Annotated in this window: 20 protein-coding genes; 18 read left to right on the plus strand and 2 right to left on the minus strand. The window is 49.8% G+C overall.

Annotated features, from left to right (window positions below; translation table 11 throughout):
• The first annotated feature begins 135 nt into the window (after positions 1–135).
• From ACLD72_RS26380 to ACLD72_RS26410, 7 genes are all read left to right on the plus strand, one after another.
• Entirely contained in the window at positions 136–2,124 is a 1,989-nt protein-coding gene (locus ACLD72_RS26380; RefSeq protein WP_411001443.1) for a flavocytochrome c, read from the plus strand.
• Between the two features lie 283 nt (positions 2,125–2,407).
• Positions 2,408–2,824 carry a hypothetical protein gene (locus ACLD72_RS26385; protein WP_411001442.1) on the plus strand — a complete coding sequence of 139 codons (417 nt, stop codon included), beginning with the start codon at positions 2,408–2,410 and terminating at the stop codon, positions 2,822–2,824.
• Positions 2,817–3,038 carry a type II toxin-antitoxin system HicA family toxin gene (locus ACLD72_RS26390; RefSeq protein WP_328270028.1) on the plus strand — a complete coding sequence of 74 codons (222 nt, stop codon included), beginning with the start codon at positions 2,817–2,819 and terminating at the stop codon, positions 3,036–3,038. Before ACLD72_RS26385 ends, ACLD72_RS26390 begins: the two co-directional genes overlap by 8 nt.
• A 273-nt stretch (positions 3,039–3,311) precedes the next feature.
• Positions 3,312–4,166: a MerR family transcriptional regulator gene (locus ACLD72_RS26395; protein WP_411001441.1), complete on the plus strand. Its 855-nt coding sequence runs from the start codon at positions 3,312–3,314 to the stop codon at positions 4,164–4,166.
• Between the two features lie 30 nt (positions 4,167–4,196).
• A complete protein-coding gene (locus ACLD72_RS26400) occupies positions 4,197–5,219 on the plus strand; it encodes a serine hydrolase domain-containing protein (protein ID WP_411001440.1) in 1,023 nt (340 codons plus the stop codon).
• A gap of 13 nt (positions 5,220–5,232) precedes the next feature.
• Positions 5,233–5,607: a hypothetical protein gene (locus ACLD72_RS26405; protein ID WP_411001439.1), complete on the plus strand. Its 375-nt coding sequence runs from the start codon at positions 5,233–5,235 to the stop codon at positions 5,605–5,607.
• A 151-nt stretch (positions 5,608–5,758) separates the two neighbouring features.
• Positions 5,759–6,322 carry a tyrosine-type recombinase/integrase gene (locus ACLD72_RS26410; RefSeq protein ID WP_411001438.1) on the plus strand — a complete coding sequence of 188 codons (564 nt, stop codon included), beginning with the start codon at positions 5,759–5,761 and terminating at the stop codon, positions 6,320–6,322.
• Between the two features lie 103 nt (positions 6,323–6,425).
• Here ACLD72_RS26410 and ACLD72_RS26415 read toward each other — a convergent pair whose 3' ends face one another.
• Entirely contained in the window at positions 6,426–7,109 is a 684-nt protein-coding gene (locus ACLD72_RS26415; RefSeq protein ID WP_251593364.1) for a universal stress protein, read from the minus strand.
• Between the two features lie 124 nt (positions 7,110–7,233).
• On the opposite strand from ACLD72_RS26415, the gene ACLD72_RS26420 reads away from it, so the two are divergent.
• The 10 genes from ACLD72_RS26420 to ACLD72_RS26465 all read left to right on the plus strand — a co-directional run bounded on the left by ACLD72_RS26420 (position 7,234) and on the right by ACLD72_RS26465 (position 16,705).
• Positions 7,234–9,651: a Na+/H+ antiporter subunit A gene (locus ACLD72_RS26420; RefSeq protein WP_458476234.1), complete on the plus strand. Its 2,418-nt coding sequence runs from the start codon at positions 7,234–7,236 to the stop codon at positions 9,649–9,651.
• The gene (locus ACLD72_RS26425; protein WP_411001437.1) at positions 9,638–10,060 is read left to right on the plus strand and encodes a Na(+)/H(+) antiporter subunit B; all 423 of its coding nucleotides are present in this window, start codon (positions 9,638–9,640) and stop codon (positions 10,058–10,060) included. The genes ACLD72_RS26420 and ACLD72_RS26425 overlap by 14 nt, the downstream gene beginning before the upstream one ends.
• Position 10,061: 1 nt before the next feature.
• Positions 10,062–10,403: a Na(+)/H(+) antiporter subunit C gene (locus tag ACLD72_RS26430; protein ID WP_251593354.1), complete on the plus strand. Its 342-nt coding sequence runs from the start codon at positions 10,062–10,064 to the stop codon at positions 10,401–10,403.
• Positions 10,396–11,871, plus strand: a complete 1,476-nt coding sequence (locus ACLD72_RS26435; RefSeq protein ID WP_411001436.1) for a Na+/H+ antiporter subunit D — start codon at positions 10,396–10,398, stop codon at positions 11,869–11,871. Before ACLD72_RS26430 ends, ACLD72_RS26435 begins: the two co-directional genes overlap by 8 nt.
• 14 nt (positions 11,872–11,885) lie before the next feature.
• On the plus strand, positions 11,886–12,365 hold the full coding sequence (locus ACLD72_RS26440; RefSeq protein ID WP_036626890.1) for a Na+/H+ antiporter subunit E: 480 nt from the start codon (positions 11,886–11,888) through the stop codon (positions 12,363–12,365).
• Positions 12,362–12,643 carry a Na(+)/H(+) antiporter subunit F1 gene (locus tag ACLD72_RS26445; RefSeq protein WP_411001435.1) on the plus strand — a complete coding sequence of 94 codons (282 nt, stop codon included), beginning with the start codon at positions 12,362–12,364 and terminating at the stop codon, positions 12,641–12,643. Before ACLD72_RS26440 ends, ACLD72_RS26445 begins: the two co-directional genes overlap by 4 nt.
• Positions 12,618–13,037, plus strand: a complete 420-nt coding sequence (locus tag ACLD72_RS26450) for a Na+/H+ antiporter subunit G (RefSeq protein ID WP_458476235.1) — start codon at positions 12,618–12,620, stop codon at positions 13,035–13,037. Before ACLD72_RS26445 ends, ACLD72_RS26450 begins: the two co-directional genes overlap by 26 nt.
• A gap of 441 nt (positions 13,038–13,478) precedes the next feature.
• Positions 13,479–13,829, plus strand: coding sequence for an ArsR/SmtB family transcription factor (locus ACLD72_RS26455; protein ID WP_411001432.1), 351 nt, complete (start codon positions 13,479–13,481; stop codon positions 13,827–13,829).
• Positions 13,830–13,854: 25 nt separating this feature from the next.
• Positions 13,855–14,370 (plus strand): SRPBCC domain-containing protein, encoded by a 516-nt coding sequence (locus ACLD72_RS26460; RefSeq protein ID WP_411001431.1) that lies wholly within the window; start codon positions 13,855–13,857, stop codon positions 14,368–14,370.
• A gap of 250 nt (positions 14,371–14,620) precedes the next feature.
• A complete protein-coding gene (locus tag ACLD72_RS26465) occupies positions 14,621–16,705 on the plus strand; it encodes a CAP domain-containing protein (RefSeq protein WP_411001430.1) in 2,085 nt (694 codons plus the stop codon).
• 250 nt (positions 16,706–16,955) lie between these two features.
• On the opposite strand, the gene ACLD72_RS26470 is transcribed toward ACLD72_RS26465, so the two are convergent.
• Positions 16,956–18,341 (minus strand): GNAT family N-acetyltransferase, encoded by a 1,386-nt coding sequence (locus ACLD72_RS26470; protein ID WP_411001429.1) that lies wholly within the window; start codon positions 18,339–18,341, stop codon positions 16,956–16,958.
• Between the two features lie 319 nt (positions 18,342–18,660).
• Between ACLD72_RS26470 and ACLD72_RS26475 the strand changes: the two genes are divergently transcribed.
• Positions 18,661–19,707 carry a cation diffusion facilitator family transporter gene (locus ACLD72_RS26475; protein WP_411001428.1) on the plus strand — a complete coding sequence of 349 codons (1,047 nt, stop codon included), beginning with the start codon at positions 18,661–18,663 and terminating at the stop codon, positions 19,705–19,707.
• The last annotated feature ends 4 nt before the right edge of the window (positions 19,708–19,711 follow it).

Genomic DNA, 19,711 nt, shown 5'->3' on the forward strand with positions numbered 1-19,711 from the left:
GTGAGAAATAACATGGAAACACGTGGAAATGAAAGCGCATAATAATTGCTGTAAGCGAATTGTTCCGGCAATATTCGCTATTATTTTCACTCGTATTGTGAAAATATGCACAATTTCAGAAGAGGAGCAGATAACATGAGACATCCAAGTTGCAGGTATGTAAGAACGGGATTTTTGGCGGTACTGGTATTTATTTTGATCATGGGTGTGATCGGATGCAGCGGCAGTAATAAGGAAGCGGCGCCAGACGCAGCGGATACCCAAGGGCTTTACACACCGGGGACATATACGGGGGAAGCGCAAGGCCTACATAGCGTTATTAAAGTGGAGGTAACGGTGGATGCCAACACCATTCAGTCGGTGAAGGTTCTGGAGCAGAAGGATACGGAGGGGGTAAGTGATGCCGTTTTTGAGACCATTCCCCAGAAGGTAGTGGAGGGGCAGAGTCTGAAGGTAGATATCGTATCGGGGGCGTCCGTATCCAGCAACGGCTTGATTGAGGCGATCGCGGCCGCTTTGGCCAAGGCCGGGGCCGATATCGACGCATTGAAGAGCAAAGAACCGCTGAAGGCAGCCGCCAAAGAAGCGATCACCAAGGAAACTGAAGTCGTTATTGTCGGCGGGGGCGGGGCGGGTCTTGCCGCTGCGGTATCGGCCGCTGAGAACGGGGCAAAGGTGATTTTGATCGAAAAATCGCCTGCGCTTGGCGGGAACACGATTCGTTCGGGAGGCGAATTCAATTCCTATGACCCGGTCAGACAGCCGAAAGTAGCCATGACGAAAGCGCTGACCAATGAGTTGAAAGAGATTCTGACCTACGATGAAAAAGAATTCGGCGATTATGCCGATACGCTCAAGACGCTCAAGGGACAAATCAAGGAATACTTCGACAAAGGGGACACCACCAAGCTGTTTGATTCGCCTGAACTGCATATGATTCACACCTATATCGGCGGGAAGCGAACCGATCTTGACGGGAAAGAAATCTCCGGCAAGTTCGAGCTGGTCAAGACGCTGGCGACCAACAGCTATGGCACGATTCAATGGCTGGAGAGTCACGGAGCTAAGTTCCAGGATGGGATTGGTACCGTTCTTGGCGCCTTGTGGCCTAGAACCCATCATAATACCGAACCGCTGGGAACCGGGTATATTAACGCGATGGAAAAAAGCGCCAAAGAGCTTGGCGCAGAAATTATGATGAACACGAAAGCCACCAAGCTGATCGTCGAGAATGGCAGAATTGTCGGCGTGACCGCCGAGCAGTCGGACGGCACTCCGGTGACCTTGAAGGCTTCCAAGGGTGTGGTCATGGCCACCGGCGGTTTCGGGGCCAACCCTGAAATGGTCGTTGAATACAATAACTATTGGCCTGCTCTGGATGCAAACGTCAAGACAACCAATACCACAAATGCTACCGGCGACGGGATTGTGATGGGCAAGGAAGTCGGGGCGAATCTGTGGGGCATGGGCTTTATCCAACTGATGCCGAGCGGTCAGCCGGGAACGGGTGCTTTGTCCGGCGGCGTATGGGGAAGCGCGGAAACGCAAATTTTCGTCAACAAGGAAGGCAAGCGGTATGTGAACGAGTACGCCGAAAGAGACGTTTTGGCCGCCGCTGCCCTGGAGCAGACGGATCAAACCTTCTATATCATCAGTGATAAGACCTCGCTGGGCAATCCGGATCTGAACGGGAAAAATGTATGGGGCGACAATTATCAGGATCTGATTGCGAACAAAAATATTTTCATGGCGGATACCCTGGAGGAACTGGCCGAGCAAATGGGCGTACCTGCCGATGTTTTTGTGGCGGAAATGAAGAAATACAACACTTACGTAGAAAATCAGCTTGATCCTGAGTTCGGCAAGAAAAATTTTGGCGCAAAACTCGAAACAGCTCCTTTCTTTGCTACGCCAAGAACCCCATCCGTGCATCATACGATGGGCGGTCTGGAAATTAACGAAAAGGCCCAGGTGTTGAATACGGAAGGCAAACCGATTGACGGCTTGTTCGCGGCCGGCGAGGTTGCCGGCGGAGTACATGCCGGCAACCGGCTTGGCGGCAACGCTATCACGGACATTTTCACATTTGGACGGATTGCCGGAGCCAGCGCAGCCGGCAAATAATCGCTACTAATACAGCAAAGGCTCCCGCTTCTCTCTGCCGTCCAGGCGGTAGGGACGCAGGGGCCTTTGATTTTTCTTTTGGCCTGGTGAAGCGCCTGCTTATCGGGCTAGGGTTACCGGCAGGCCTGGTAGTAATGTTTTCCCTGAACGTGATTATTGCCGGTTGTTCTCATTTGGTGCATCTTTGCTTGATTCGTGTATGTTTTGCGTTAGCCTCGCATATACTACATAGTGTACATTATGTACAGTATGTAGTATATTATGGAGGTGAGGAGGGGTGAATATGCAAACACTTTTAAACGCAACGGATGTGCGAGCTAATTTTGGCGGGTTTATAGATACCATAGTGAGGGAGAAGCCGCAAGCGATTAAGCGCAACAGAGATGTTATTATGGCTTTTTCTAAACAGCAAATGAAGGAATTGTTATCGATTTATGAATTGACCTTCGAATATGAACAAGATGAAGATGGCAGGTATGCGGGGTCTTTAGAGCAGATTGAAGATATTGTTGCAGACGGTGAGACCTTCGATGAGCTCAGAATGGAGTTAGCTCGTCAATTAGTTGAATACGCGATCGATTACGAAAATAACTATTCCCGGTATTACAATACGCCTAACCGACATAAACATGCCCCCTATGTCTTGCGTGTTCTTTTGGAAGATGATCCCGAATCGGTTGCAGGAATGCTTCATGCCTAGTTGGAATGATTTGGAGAACTTTCTAAGGCATGACGGATGGGTTATGGTACGGCAGAACGGAAGAGATAAAATTTATGAGAAAACGCTGTCTAATGGAGAAGTATTACGAACGGCCGTATCCAAAGGTACCGGTGAAATTGGCAAGGGACTATTCAATCGGATTCTTAAACAGCAACTGCGCGTTGACAAGAAGTACTTCAATTCGAAAAAGTGATTGCAAGGTATCGAGATACCGTTTCAATTCCAGTCATGCTTAGCATGATTCCTTATGGATGAATGATAGAAATGTCATTTCACCCACTGCGAGGTTATAATTTACATGTTAAGGAGTACGTCACTGATAGGTTGGCGGGCTCCTTTTTTTTTGCGAAATAAAGCTTTTTCCGGTTGACTTTACCCTTGGGGCAAGGTGCATAGTAGAATTTAACAACTATCCGTTATTTCAAGCACGCAGTCCATATTAAAATAGGAAGAACGGAGGTGCCCTTTGCTATCCATCGGCGAATTCTCAAAAATTTGCGAAGTGTCTACCAAAACGCTGCGCTATTATGCGGAAATTGGATTGCTTATGCCGGAGGAGATCATTCCCGAAAACGGGTATCGGTATTATTCCATCGGGCAGCTTAAAACCATGCTGTTGATCAACCGGTTGAAGTCGTATCATTTTTCGTTGGAGGAAATCAAAGCCGTTCTGGAATCGGACGCGGATCGCTCCGAAGAGGTGCTTCGGTCAGCGCTTTACCGTAAGCGGAGGGAGGTTCAGGAGAAGCTGAAAGCTTTGGAGTATACCTTGAGCCAAATGAGCCAGGACATTGCGAATTTGGAGCAGGGTGTACCGATCATGTCGTACCTGGATCAGATCGAGGTGCAGCTTGTGGAGACCCGGCCGTTGAATATCCTTTCGCTGCGCCGGATGATGAGCCGTGACGATTATGCTCTGGGATATGGGGCATATTTTGGGCGGTTGTATGAAAAGATTGCCACGGAAAAACTCACCATGCTGGGCACGCCAATCACGATTTATCACAGCCCGGAATACGACCCGGCGGGCAATGATACGGAGTTTGCCATTCCGATTGCGGAGGCGGTCAAGGGAACACGGGATTTGCCCGGAGGCCTTTGCGTAAAGTCTGTACTGAAGGGTGCGTATTCGGAGTTGACCTCGGTTTATGCCAAGCTGCGGGAATGGATCGAACATGAAGGTTATGCCTTGGTGAACTCGCCCTATGAAATCTACGTAACCGACCCTAATCAAATCAGCGCTGATAAGGAATTGGTTACCGAGGTGTATTTTCCTATAAAGAAAATTCACACGGCTGCCCTAATTCCATACAATCCATAGTTCAACTTAAGAAAATAGGAGGGAGCAATCATGCCAAGAAACTACTGGCCAACTACGCAGTGGCAATCCGCAAACCCGGCCACCATGGGAATGGACGCGGCCAAGCTTGCGGAGCTTGAACCTGCAATAAAATCCGATTACAGCAATATCAACGGCGTCGTGGTTGTGAGAAACGGCTATATCGCTTATGAAAAATACTTTAACGGCTATGGCCCGGAGGATGCCCACCATGTGGCCTCGGTAACGAAAAGTATCCTATCCGCCCTCATTGGGATCGCCATAGATAGGGGATATATTCAAAGTGTGGATCACACGGTGCTGGACTTTTTCCCCGAATATAATGCGGGTGCGGCGGATGGGCAGAAATCGGAAATTACTTTACGCCATCTGCTTTCGATGACGGCTCCTTATCCGTTCGAAGATTGGCGCGAACCGCTGGACAAGTTGTGTATGCAGCCCGATTGGGTGAAGTATACGCTGGATATGCTGGGCCAGGGAGGAAGTATCGGAGCCTTCAAATATTCCACGGCAGGGGCGCACCTGCTTTCGGCCATCCTTACCCGCAGCACGGGGCAAAGCGCCCGTGAGTTTGCGAATGAACGCTTATTTAAACCGATCAGCATGAAGGAAATCCCGGACTATAAAATGAAGGCATTTGGGTTTGACGACTTGTTCGGGAAAAATGTGAAAGGATGGGTTCATGATCCCAACGGGAACTCCGCGGGAGGATGGGGGCTTACGCTGACTCCCCGGGATATGGCACGTTTTGGTCTCCTATATCTAAACCGTGGCAGGTGGGACCATCGCCAGGTTGTTCCAGCGGCGTGGGTTGACGCATCCACAGCGATGAACCCCAACCATTACGGTTATCTTTGGTGGTTGCGTGAAGAGGATGGGGTTTCCGCTTACATGGCGATGGGCGATGGCGGCAATATCATTTGCTGCATTCCGGAAAAAGACCTGGTCGTCGCCATAGCCTCGGAATTCGTCATGAACCCTCGCGATCGGTGGGAGCTGATTAAGGAGCATATTATATCGGCTATAGTAGACTAAACTTATTAACACCATGACTGCGGCACAGTTGGCGGCGCTTTCAGGAACGCTTCAGGATGTGCCGTTCTTTGGTGAAGTAGAACTTAGCCGGCAATTGGAACAACCAACAACCATCGGCCTTCAAAATAGCGGTATTTTATGTACTTATTATCCGGAGCCAGGCATGTTCACCCCCACTAGAGGCACTTTATGTCCTTATTTTCCTATGAATGGTCCAGAGTGCAGGAATTTCCTTCAGGTTCGAGAAAATAGCGACATAAAATGCCCCTATTTTTCTCAAATGGACAGAATCGCCGGAATAGCGACGTTTTATGTTCTTATTTTTCTCTGGAGTTTCTCAGACAGTCTGGTTTTTGCAGGTTTTCTCGGCGTAATCCCAAAGAGCTAAGAGATGTTGGGGTTATTGTATCTATTTTTTGAGGACACTAATGTTTGAAACACATTGGTGTCCTTTTTTATATTTAATTCCCTTTTTCAATTGTTATGTTACTCAATGTATGTTAACCTATAATTAAGTAACATATCCGGAGGGGTCCTTTGTGCAGTATGTGCATCCGATTCGAGACATGGAAACCATTCAAGCGATGAAAGAGGAGCTGAGAAAGCACTCCATAAGGGACTTATTGCTTTTTGTCCTGGGAATTAATACGGGAATTAGTCTTTTCGAATTGCTTAACCTTACTGTGCAGGATGTTTGGGACGGTCAGGGCGCGAAGGAATTTCTCTATATTGAGGATGAAAGAACCGGGGAAGAACAGGCCTACTACTTGAACAGCAAGATCGGGGAGATATTAAACGAATATTTGTCCAGCGGTGATTGGAAAGCGGAGGATTATTTATTCCGGTCCAAAAAAGACGGCCGTCCGATCACCCGCCAGCAGGCATACCGTATTATCAACCACTCGGCAAGGGAGGTAGGAATAGCGGAGAAAATTGGGACACATACGCTGCGCAAAACCTTTGGTTATCACGCGTATCATAAGGGAATTGCCATTTCCATCGTAAAGTCGATCTTGCATCATCAATCGACGGCGGAAACGCTGAAGTATTTAGGCATTGATAAGAACGAGAAGCAGCCGATTAAGGTGGATGTGAATTTATAATAAAATGCTTGTTCTGAAATGGAAAAAACTCTCCACATGAAACATGCGGAGAGTAGCGGAATTCAATTCACTTGATCACAGCCTGCGTCGGGCCATGTTATCCTTATTCGTCAGCGTCGTCCAAATCCAGCGCTGGATTCATATCCACGTTTTTAAATTCGGTGACAATCCCGTCATGGACCGGGACCTGCAGCGTTTCAGCGTCCTTCATAAAACGGAAAATGCCATTATCGAAATCCGTATCGATTTCTTTGAAGAAGATGCCTTCATATTCGGTATTTTTCTCGTGACAGAAGCTTAGTTTATACTGTTCCCCATCTTTAATTAAATAAGCGCGGATTCCATGCTGGTACATTCCTTCCCCGTCGCGGATATAACGGGAGACCGAAATGATATGCAGGTCAACAAAAGGGATCTCACGCACCAACGAATTAATAATCGATCCCTTCGTAATTTGTTCCCATCGGCTTTGCGCCGTCTGACCCAGAATAATCTGTGTGATATTTTTTGCTCTGGCCACTTCCGCTATGACCTTGGAGACAGGACGGCTTTCATTGTCCTTCATAATGAATTGAGCCGACGGATTGGAGTTGGCCCATTCTTTCCATTGTTCAATGTAAAAAGTCTTCTCGGCATCCAATTCATCAAACGGCTTGGAGTCAATGGTCAATATATACAGCGGGGCTTGCATCATACTGGCGATCTTACAACCGCGTTTGATTAGTCTTTCGCCGTTCGGTCCATAATAAACGCAGACTAGAATGCATTCATTATTCATGTTATCCATGTTAAGCATTTCACCTCAAGGTTAAATAGTAGAGCCGGGCTAAACTATGTAAGACTATAATGGATGTCGCGGAAAGAGTCAAATCGTTGAAGACCGCAAGATTCGTATATGAGGAGGGGTGCGTTTGGCTACATTTTTTACCTTCATGTTTCTTCCGTTGATCAGTGCACTTGCGGTTCCCTTTCTGTATAAGTATTTGAATCGTCAAGTACATACGGGCTGGTTCGTTCTGCTCGTGCCTTTAGCTATCTTTATCTATTTATTACAATATATACCCCATGTTGCCGCCGGGGAAACCTACAAATACACACTGTCCTGGATCCCGTCCTTAAACATCAATATTACCTCGTACGTGGATGGGCTTGGTTTATTGTTTGGCCTGCTCATTTCCGGTGTCGGTACCTTAGTGATTATCTATTCTATTTTTTATATGTCCAAAATCCGTGAGGCGCTCCATAACTTCTACGTTTACTTGCTTATGTTTATGGGGGCCATGCTGGGAGTGGTATTCTCTGATCACCTATTAGTCCTGTATGGATTTTGGGAATTGACCAGTGTCTCTTCCTTCTTATTGATTTCCTATTGGTACGAGCGCCAGAGCTCCCGTCAAGGCGCCTTAAAGTCGTTATTGATTACCGTCCTTGGCGGCTTCGGTATGCTGGCCGGATTTATTATGCTGATTATCATCGGAGATACCTACAGCATTCGGGAGCTCATGGCGAATGTGGACATGATCCAAGGCCATGCCTTGTTTATTCCCGCCATGTTATGTATTTTGCTGGGAGCCTTTACGAAATCGGCGCAATTCCCGTTTGGCATTTGGCTCCCGGATGCGATGGAGGCGCCAACTCCGGTGAGCAGTTACCTCCACTCCGCCACGATGGTCAAAGCCGGCATTTATTTGGTGGCCCGGATGACTCCGATTTTTGGCGGCAGTGCCGTGTGGTTCTGGCTTGTGGCCGGAATCGGCATCATTACGCTGCTTTACGGTTCTTTGACGGCGCTGAAACAGACCGATCTGAAGGCGTTGTTGGCTTACTCGACCATCAGCCAGTTGGGAATGATCATGAGCCTGCTTGGGGTTGGTTCTTTAGCGGTCTATTTTGGACCCGGCGAGAGCGGCACCGTCTTTACGGTGGCCACATTTGCCGCCTTATTCCATCTGTTTAATCACTCCACCTTTAAAGGAAGCTTGTTTATGGTCGTTGGCATTATTGACCACGAGACAGGCAAACGGGATATCCGCTATTTGGGCGGGTTGATGCAGGTGATGCCGATTACGTTTACGATCGCTTTGATCGGCGCCTTTTCGATGGCGGGGTTGCCGCCGTTTAACGGTTTTTTAAGCAAAGAAATGTTCTTTGGGGCTGTAACGGAAGTATCCCATGCCGGTATTTTCGGTCTGGGCAACATCGGCATGGCGTTCCCGATCATCGCCTGGGTGGCCAGCATATTTACGTTCGTCTACTGCATGATTTTCGTATTCAAAACCTTTGGCGGAAGATTCCGCTCGGAAAAGCTGACGCGAGAAGTGCATGAGGCGCCTTATGGGATGCTGTTTTCTCCCCTCGTATTAGGCTTGCTTGTGATCCTCATTTTCTTCTTCCCGAATGTTTTGGGCAAATATATTCTTGCCCCCGCACTAACCGCGGTTTTGCCGATGATGTCCGTTTCCGCCTACGATCTGAAAATCAGCGCGTGGCATGGACTGAGCATGGAACTGCTCATGACGATCGGGGTCGTGGCTGTCGGCATCTTGCTGTTCAAAACCGCAAAGCGGTGGATCAAGGCCGTGCGAAATTATCCGCAGCGGCTCACGCTGAATCATTTATACAATCAAACCTTACGAGGTACGGAAAAGCTCTCGGCCGCGCTGACAAACCGCTATATGACAGGTTCGCTGCGGCATTATCTGATCTACATTTTTGCGTTTTTCTCCATTTTGCTCATGGGTTCGCTGCTGCTGTTCTACGGGATCCGGTTCGATTTCTCCAATAACGCTAGTATTAGTGTTTTTGATGCCGGGCTTGTGATCGGGATGATCATCGCCGCGTTAACCGTGTTATTAACCAGCCATCGGATCGTGGCTATCGTTGCCTTGGGGGCGTTAGGTTATATGGTTTCCATGTTTTTTGTCATCTTCCGGGCGCCCGATCTGGCCTTGACCCAAATGGTGGTGGAGACCGTGACCACGGTGCTGTTCTTGCTGTGCTTCTATCATTTGCCAAAGCTTGCGAAGGACATCGAACGGATTCCTTTCAAAGTAACGAATCTGCTCATCTCGGTGGCTGTGGGGCTGACGGTGACGGTTTTGGCGTTATCCGCAAACGGTCATAAATTGTTCGAGTCTATTTCCTCGTTTTTTGAAAATGCCTATGAACTGGCAGGGGCCAAAAATATCGTCAACGCGATCTTGGTGGATTTCCGCGGCTTCGATACGATGCTGGAAATATCCGTATTAACCATTGCCGGATTGGGGGTATATATCCTGATCCATCAGCGCCACAAAGCTTTGAGGAGGGAGCAAGATGAAGCCGAATAATGTGATTCTGAAAAGTGTAACCCGGGTAGCGGTTGTCATCATTTTTACCTTTTCGATCTATCTGTTTCTGAATGGTCATCATCAGCCGGGCGGCGGATTCATCGGGGGGCTGAGCACGGCGGCGGCGATTGTTCTGCTGTATCTTTCTTTCGGCATCGAGAAGGTGCGGGAAAATATCCGCGTCGATTTCAAGAAGCTCGCGGCCATCGGCGTGTTGATTGCTGTCGGAACGGGGATGGCCGGGGCCGTGTTCGGCAAACCGTTTCTATTCCAGATCTTCGGGCATGTCGACCTGCCGATTTTCGGGGATACCGAACTGGCTTCCGCGATGATTTTCGATACGGGAGTCGCTTTGGCTGTGATAGGTACCGCGGTCGTTATTATTTTGGGGATAAGCGAGGACCGCTAATATGGAGACATTAATCGTTATCCTCGTCGGCATTTTGGTATCGGTCGGAACCTATTTGATTTTATCGCGGCGGCTGCTGCGGATTGTGTTGGGGTCATCGATTATTGGCCATGCCGTGAATTTATTGCTGATTACTTCCGGCGGTCTAAAAACCGGAGCGCCTCCCCTTCTGCATGAGAAAACAACAGCAGGTTTCACGGATGCGATTCCCCAAGCCTTGATTTTAACGGCGATCGTCATTAATTTTGCGGTCACCGCGCTAGTATTAGTTTTATGTTACCGTGCCTATCAAAGCCACGGGACGGATGATATGGACCAATTAAGGGGAAATGAGGATGAATAACTTATTAATTACTCCAGTCGTCATCCCACTGCTCACGGGAATGGTGCTCATTATTTTTCAGAAAAAGATTCAGCTTCAAAAGGTTCTTAGTCTGGCTGCATTGCTGGTTACGGGGGTCATCTCCGTCCTATTGATGAATCAGATCAGAAATGACGGGATTCAAACCCTGCAGTTGGGCGGTTGGGAAGCGCCGTATGGCATCAGCTTCGTTGGCGACATGTTCAGCGCTTTGCTGCTGCTCGCCACCTCGGTGGTCTCGGCAGGCTGTCTGCTCTATGCCTTTCCGTCGATCGGCCGAAGACAGGAGAAACTTTACTTTTATCCGCTGTTTTTGTTTCTGGTCACGGGGGTCAACGGCTCGTTTTTAACGGGGGACTTGTTTAATTTATATGTCTTTTTTGAAGTGTTTCTGTTTGCTTCTTATGTCATGATCAGCTTGGGCGGCACCAAAAGGCAGCTGCGCGAGTCGCTCAAATATATTTTTACGAACATCATTTCATCCGCCTTTTTCCTGATGGGCGTAGCTTATTTATACTCGATCACGGGCACATTGAATCTCGCGCACTTATCGGTCCGGATCGCTGAGGTCGGCCAGGATGGACTCATTACAACGGTTGCGTTTCTGTTCCTCATTGTCTTCGCTTTAAAGGCGGGGCTGCTGCTTTATTTCTGGCTGCCGGGCTCCTACAGTGTGCCGCCGACGGCGATCGCGGCTATCTTTGCGGCTCTGCTCACCAAGGTGGGGATTTATGCGATTTTTCGGATGTTCACGCTGATCTTTTATCATGAGCCGCAGATCACCCATCTGTTTATAGGGATACTCGCTGCCGCCACGATGGTTCTGGGCGGACTCGGAGCGATCGGTTATTGGGATTTGCGCAAAATATTAACCTACAATGTGGTCCTCAGTGTCGGCTTTATTATGCTTGGGCTTGTCTCGTTCACACCTACCGGCATGATGGGTTCCATCTATTATTTGATTCACGATATGGTGATCAAGGCACTTGTCTTTTTGATCGGCGGCACGATTATTCATCTGACCGGAACAAGTAATCTAAAGGATTCCGGTGGGGTGATCCGTGTTCATCCCCAGCTCGGCTGGATGTTCTTCATCGCCGCGCTGTCCATGGTGGGAATTCCGCCGTTAAGCGGCTTTCTTGGTAAAGTATTTATTACGCAAGGCGCCTTTGCGTCCGGTTATTTCTGGCTGGGGGCGGTCGGTCTGCTGGCCAGCTTGTGCATTTTATATTCCATGATCAAAATGTTCATGAATGCTTTTTGGGGCGATCGGCTCTTAAGTGAAGAGGAGGAAAAGGGGACGGCGAAGGGCTTGCTGTTGCCGATTGCTCTTTTGACTATTGCCAGTCTTGCCTTGGGGATCGGCGCCGAAGGGCTTGCAGGTTATGTGGCCCAAGCTGCCGAGGAATTGCTGAATCCAAATCTGTATATTGACGCCGTGTTTGAATAAAGGGGGAGACAGCCATGCCCGTTCAGGTGCTTCTCAACATATTTATCGCTTGCTTATGGATGTTTCTGCAGGATGAAGTGAGCGTATTGAACTTTATCAGCGGTTACTTTGTCGGAATGTTTATTTTACTGTGCATGCGCCGGTTCTTTAAAAGCCCGTTTTATGTGTTTACGCTGGCTGCGATCGGCAAGCTGTTTGTGCTGTTTATCAATGAGTTGATTATTTCTTCGATGATGGTCGTGAAGCATGTTCTTCGTCCCAAACTTGATGTAAAGCCGGGAATTTTCAAGGTAGAGACGGATTTGGAGGGGGATTTGGAAATTACGCTCCTCTCCTTGCTGATTTGCCTGACGCCAGGCTCGGTCGTGATGGAGCTGAGCTCCGATTCCAAGGTGCTGTACATTCACGGGCTGAATATGCCGGAGTCCAAAGAGGCCGTCTTAAAGTCAAAATCCGTGTTTGAAAAAGCGATAAAGGATGTGACAAGAAAATGATCTTCGAGACAATGATGGTCGTAGCCTTATGTATCTTAATGCTGGCGATTCTGGCCAATTTATATCGGGTGGTAAAGGGCCCGTCCGGTGCGGATCGCGTTCAAGCCTTGGATTCCATCGGGATTAATCTCATTGCCAGTATCGGCGTGTTCTCCGTATTAATGCACACCCATGCCTTTTTTGATCTTATTTTGCTGATCGGGATCTTGTCGTTTATAGGCACTGTCGCTTTCGCCCGATTTATAGAAAGAGGTGTTGTCATTGAGCGGAAGCGGTGAAGTCGTCGGAGCGGTCCTTATTCTATTCGGGGCAGTGGTCAGCTTGATCAGCGCGATTGGCATTGTCCGCTTGCCCGATGTGTATACCAGGTCTCATGCTGCATCTAAAAGTTCTACCCTTGGCGTGCTTTGCGCGCTCGTCGGCACCTTGCTGTATTTCATTATTACCGACGGCTATTTCAGCATCCGCCTCATCTTGGGAATCTTCTTTGTATTCTTGACCGCCCCGGTGGCCGCCCATGTGCTCTGCCGGTCAGCCTACCGTAACCAGGTACCGTTGGCGGAGGGGACAACCGAAGATGAATTGCAGGACTATTATATGGAGAATGAGAAGCATGATGCGGGAAATAAACTCGACCTCAGCGTCGAGATGGATAAAGGGCCTAATCCTTAGGATTGGGCTCTTTTCATTTTTCGGACATGGTAGAGGGCGCTGCGCAGGTAGAGAGGGGTGAGAAGAGGGGGACTTGGGGGCTAAGGGACACCAGAGCCGTTATTTGCGGAAAAACGGAGGATTGCAAAATGTAACGGACACGGACGACCTTATTTACCTCGAATCGGCCTGGATGAACTGGTTTGGAGCGAAATAGGGTCCTGTGTGTCCGTTAGGCTGGGAAATACCCGGGAAATGGGCGGATAAGGTCGCTGGTGTCCGTTAGAGCAACGTCTGCTGGATGTAGACTACAGATTGGAAAGGGCCGAGGTACTCAAATTTTTTTAAATATTCCTTTACAGGAATATTCCTAATAGTGTATATTTAAACCACCGAAAGAAAACTTTGACGATAAAGGGGTGAGGCGATATCAAGTAAGTATCCCTTGATGAGGTGAACGGCATGTCAAGGAAAAACAATCCGGGCATGGACAAGTCGATGATGATGGGCATTTTAGCCGAACCAAACCGTTTGGCTATTGTCGAACTTTTGCGCGCAGGTCCCCTGACTGTGGGTGAAATCGCCGGCCGGCTGGGACTTCGTCAGCCCCAAACCTCGAAGCATTTGAAGATACTTAGCGAAGGCGGAATATTGGAAATGAAGGCTGAAGGCAATCGCCGGATCTACAAGCTCCGGCCCGAGCCCTTCCAAGCGCTGGATGCTTGGGTGCAATCCTTCCAGCGCGTTATGGAAGACAGGTTCGACAATCTGGATAGCTATTTGAGGGAACGGCAAAATAAGGAAAAATCATAAAAAATCAAATTAGGAGGATGTTACAATGGCAAATCAGGCAATGGTGTCGAGAGTAGAGAATGATAAGGTATTGGTGCTGGAGCGCGTTTTCAACGCACCGCGCGAGCTGGTGTTCGAGATGTTTAAAGAGGCGGAGCATTTGAAGCACTGGTGGGGACCGAGGGGCTGGGAGGTTACGGTCTGCAACATCGATTTCCGGCCGGGCGGCGTTTGGCATTACTGCATGAAGTGTATGGATCGGAATCAAGGCGATTTTTACGGCATGGAATCCTGGGGTAAAGGCGTATATAAAGAAATCAACGAGCCGGAAAGTTTCGTCTACACCGATTACTTCTCGGATGCCGAAGGCAATGTGAACGAGGAGCTGCCGGCAACCGTGGTCGCGATGGAATTCATCGATCTTGGCGGCCAGACGAAACTGGTCAACCGCAGTGAATACGTATCGGCGGAAGCCCTCAAGACCGTCATCGACATGGGGATGCTGCAGGGCGTCACCGAAACCTGGGACCGTCTGGAAGAGCGCTTGAACGAGGTGAAATAAGAAGCAGAGGAACAAACAGCCGCCAGGCCCAAAAAGCCGGCGGTTGTTTGCTCATACCATTAATTGCAAATCATACAATTAACTTTATATTTATCCACCCAACCACGCGTTTAATTGCATTTCGTACAACTATTCTTCCGTCTTTTTGCCTTTCTTTCAAAAGATAGCGGAGTAATTGCAGGTTTTATAGTTTTGCAGGAAAGCGCCTAACTTTGTCGAATTCAATTCCTGACAAAAAGGGGGTTATGGCATGAGATTGGACAACAGGAAGGGCCCGTTTGCCGCTCGTAAACGCGGGAGGAGTGTGATTGCGGGCGCGGGGGCTCTTTTGTTATTGCTGACGGGATGGTTTGGAGGGGGAGCTTTTGGCGCGGCGCCGCACGCGTATGCGGCGGATCGCGGGGAATCGGGATATACGAGGGACCAATTGGAGGCCTTGGATTTTCTCAATGAGGTGCGCGCCAAGATAGGGGTTCAGCCGGTAACGCTCAATCCGGTAATTACGCAAGCGGCGGAAGCCCACGCCAAATACTATAATGCGAATAAGGAGGATCATCCCGGCATAGACGCTCACTCGGAGAAAGAAGGGAACGAGGGTTTTACCGGAGCCTCCGTGACGGAAAGAATTCGGGCCGCAGGGTGGAGTTCTGGGGGCAGCGCTTTTGGCGAGGTCATGCATTTTAAGCAAAACAGCAGCACCTCCGCGGTCCAGGGCTGGCTCAATTCGGCTTACCATCGGGATATTATTTTAAGTCCGCAATTTAGTGAAATCGGCATCGGTTTGGTGGATGGGACGGCCGTGGGTGACGTGGGGGGATCGATCTTCGCTTCCACCAATCCCGGCGGCATATCCGTTTACCCCTATGACGGGCAGACCGGAGTCCCGGCGGGATTCTATGGTAATGAAATTCCGAACCCGCTTGATCAGTTTGGCGTGGAGTACTCAGGTTACATCATATCCGCGACCACGGAAACGAAGATAACTTCTTACGAAGCCGAGATCAAGGATGAGGACGGAGAAAAAGTTGCTTATTTTGATGAACTGTACGCGAGAACTTTGTTTTTGTTCCCCAAGAAGGTTTTAAAAGGGAATCATACATATACGGTAACTTTGAACTACCGGACCGAGGCATCCTCGGGGAATCAAACCAAAACCTGGTCTTTTACGACCGGAAAAGGGCCTGCCTTGGTTGCCCTTGACCCGGTGTTCGGCGAAATCACGCTGAATGAAGGCGGTCCGCACCGGTTAAGTTTCCATGCTATATTCAGTGACGGGAGATCGGAGGGGGTAGAGAGCGGTATCACTTTCGTGAGCAGCAATCCCAAGGGGCTGCAAATTTCCGCGGATGGCGTTTTGACCGGGCTAAAAGCCGGCGATTATACGGTAAAAGCAACCTTGGATGGAACAAACACAGGGATCAGCGTAAAAGTTTACCCGAAATGGAAGACCAAAACGTACAGCGCAGCCGCGGCGAATTTGCCTTCCGACATCTCCGGCCACTCTCTGCAGGCCAGCCTGGAATGGGGGCTAAAGGGTGGCATTATTTCCCCGGCGAAAGACGGGCTGCTTCATCCCGATGAGACGGTCAGCGAAGCGGAATTTTGGACGATGCTGCTTAAAACGTACAGCGTGAATATTGACGCGTACCGGCCGGCCAAAGCCACCCATTGGTCAGATGCCGCTTATGCGATCGCAAAAAGCCGCAATTACCCGCTCGCTGGCATCGCGAACGCGGCCGCCCGCAGCAATCCGGTGACCCGCAAGCAGGTTGCGGAGATCGTCGCGGCGGCGGATGGCGTAAACACGAAAGGTTCCAATGCGATCAAGTATGTTTTGGCCAAAGACTACATGCAAGGCGTTACGGAATTGTCCATACCGGGGTTTGAAGGCGCAAGGCAACTGACGCGGGGCCAAACCCTGCAAATTTTGCAGCATTTACGGCAAACGCTGGGCGAGCTTCGCGGCCGTCCGGTGAATGAGACCCCGGCGGCTTCTCTGCCCAAGCTGCCGCTGAGAAAATTGTACGTGAAGCCTGCCGAACTGGAAGACCGGAGCTTGTTCACGGAGTATCGCGAAGACCGCAAGCTGGTTTTAGAAGGCAAATTCAAGGAATTTGCCGGGCAAAGTATGATGCTGAAGGTTCAGGAGAAAAGAGACATCAAATCCATGCATATTGAAGATGTGAATGTCACCTTTGACAGTGAAGGCAAGTTTCATGTCGAGGCCGGCCCCTATGCGCCGGAAGCGTTGAATCTGTATTTATATGCGCCTGAAATCACCTATTTTATATCGGTGCAGTATAACACATTCGTCGACAACCATTACAGTGAGTAACTGGCTCTGAATATTAGCTGCAAATCATACAACTAACTTTCTATCCATGTACCCAATCATTCGATTTAAGTGCATTTCATGCAATTATACCCCCGTCTCTTTACTTTACTCTCAAAAGAAAGCGAAATAATTGCATGTTTTGCACTTAATCAAGCACCGTGGCAGCATTCCCGGATCAATAAATGTATTTTTTGCAACTATCGCTCCGATTTAGCGCCAATTCCAGCCATGGATCTGCGAAAGTTGAGGTTTAGACGATTTCCAAAATAACCGCCGACTTGTCGTCTGACACTTTATGCCGGGGGTGACGCTCGCAGGAGGAGTCCAGTGCTTCCTGGACGCAGAGATCGTCCATGTACGGTCCGATGCCCAGCTCATCCAACCGATCGGCCCATTTCCGCCATTTCTCCGGGTCCGGGACGTTCTCGATGAAATGATACATGCCGTCGGACAGCAGGTAAATTTTCAGGACCCCTGCCAGCGAAATACGACCGGATTCCATAAAAGACTCCAGCGCGGGATCACCGTTCATGACCGAATACCCTTCCAGGGTGTTGGCTTTTTGGCGGTTGGTCTCGGCATGCGGACGCAGCATTTGGCTGATTTCCGCCTTGGTCCAGGTCCCCGCTTCCTCAAGCTCCAGCTTTGCGTGTAAAGTCTCCAGATCCAAGCCGGCGACTTGATTCCGGGTGACGGTGCGGACACTTCCATCCCGGTAGCGGACGAGAAGCATGCAGTCGCCGCTTTGCACAAATTCAAAATAGGCGCTATGGACCTTCACCACGGCAAAGACGGCTCCCCATCTCGCCGCGGCGTTTGCAGTCTCAACCCCGGCCTCCCGCATCCGTTCAAGCAGCAGGGAATTGGCCCGCAGCACCGTTTCTCTGAGATCCGCACGCGGATCGGCGGCAAGCAGCTCCGATGCGAGCAGCCTGGAGGCGATGTAACCGCCGCTTTGCTCCGATTCGCCGCGATAGGCGTCGATGGCGGATACGCCGTCAATGACGCCGTAAACACGACTGCGAGGATGAATCACCAACGCGTCTTCATTCGGAATCGCCGGATTTCCCGGGCGCGTTTCGGCCTGCACAAACGGATATTTCAAGGTTTGACAAACTTGTTTCCATCTTTGCTTCAACGCTTCCTCCCGGACTTCCGGCAGGAAGCCCAGCTTAAAATAAGTGACGATCGCCGGCAGGCGGAAATCGTCCGTTTCCAGGACCGCTTGCCGCCGTCCGTCCGCGTTCATCTGCCGCAGCGCCGCCAGGCTTGCCGCATAGCCCAGCCCCATCCCGGCATAACCGGGGTCCACGGCAACCATGTGCAGATAACCGCTGTCCGCTCCCCACTCGGGCTCGTACCAGGCACAGGCGGTAGCGACCGGCGCGGACCCGTCGCAAATAAACAGCACCCGCTCGGGCTTAAAGCAATCATGTCCGGCAATCTCCCGCTGAAAGCTTCTTTCCCAGCCGAAGGCCCGGCGGATGAGCGACTCCCAAGCCGCGTCATCGCCCGCCTCGTAGCTTCTTAAATGGAAACCGGGCGGCAGCGGGTTGTCCGTCAGGTCCGGCAGATCGGACAAAACGCTCCTGCGCATCACCAACTGCGGAAGCAGCCTTTCTTCCGTTGGTTTCATCAGGGCTTCCCCCTTTTCTCCTCGAGATACCATGCTCTACCATATACTATATAGCAAGATTGTTGTGTTCGAAGCAATAATTCTCCGATATTCTATAGACGAGCCCGCTTGTTATATGGAATTTCTATTTGCTGGTGCAGCGGACCTTTTTTTCATGCTATACCTTGACAAAAGCAAAGGATTAGTTAATAATTCATATATGAGCATATGCTCATATAATAAATATTACATAGCTTGAGCGGAATTCGCCATAACTGCTAAAGATCCAAAGATCGCTTCAGCCTTCAACTACGTTAAACCCGCACAGGAGGTTTTTGAAATGAATAACAAACACGGTCACAATCACGACGAACACGAACACGAACACGAACATGGACATGATCACGATCGCGGGCATGAGCACACGACTAAACACCACGATCACGACCATAGCCACGGTCACGATCATAGCCACGATCACGGCCATCACGGCCACGGTCACCACCATCATTTTGATCCGAGCGGCAATAAAAAGGGTCTGACCATCGCTTTAATCATCACTGTTGGCATTATGTTTTTGGAATTTTTCGGCGGGCTGGTCACGGGCAGTCTCGCGCTTTTGTCGGACAGCGGACATATGCTGAACGATGCCAGCTCGCTCGTCCTAAGCCTGGTTGCCGTCTGGTTTGCGGCCAAACCGGCTTCGCCCAACAAAACGTACGGCTTCTACCGCTTCGAGATTTTGGCGGCGCTGTTTAACGGAATCACCTTGTTTGTCGTTGCCGGCTTTATCCTCTGGGAAGCTTATGAGCGGCTTCTGGAACCCCGCACGGTGGCCAGCGGCTCGATGATGCTGATCGCCTGCATCGGTCTGCTCGCGAATATACTCAGCGCATGGTCACTCATGAGAAAAGGCGACGTAAAAAACAACATCAACCTGCGCAGCGCGTACCTTCACGTTCTCGGCGATGCTTTGGGTTCGGTGGGCGCGATCGTGGCCGGTTTGATCATGATGATCTTCGGCTGGTATATCGCGGACCCGATCATTAGCGTGCTGGTTGCCCTCCTGATCCTAAAAGGCGCTTGGGGCGTGATCAAACATACCGTTCATATTCTCATGGAGGGAACTCCGGTCACCGTCAACCAGGCGGAGGTCAAAGAGACGCTGGAGCGTATTGAAGGCGTAGTGGACGTGCATGATCTGCACATTTGGACGATCACTTCCGGGTTGGATTCGCTGAGCTGCCATATATTGATCCAAGATAATCAGGATAATCAACGAATTCTCCAGCAAGCCATCCGCTTGATTCAGGAGAAATTCAAAATCCAGCACACCACCATTCAGATCGAAACGGCGGAGATTCATCATGAAGTCATGAAAGTGTAGGGGA

The organism is Paenibacillus lacisediminis (genome assembly GCF_046567315.2).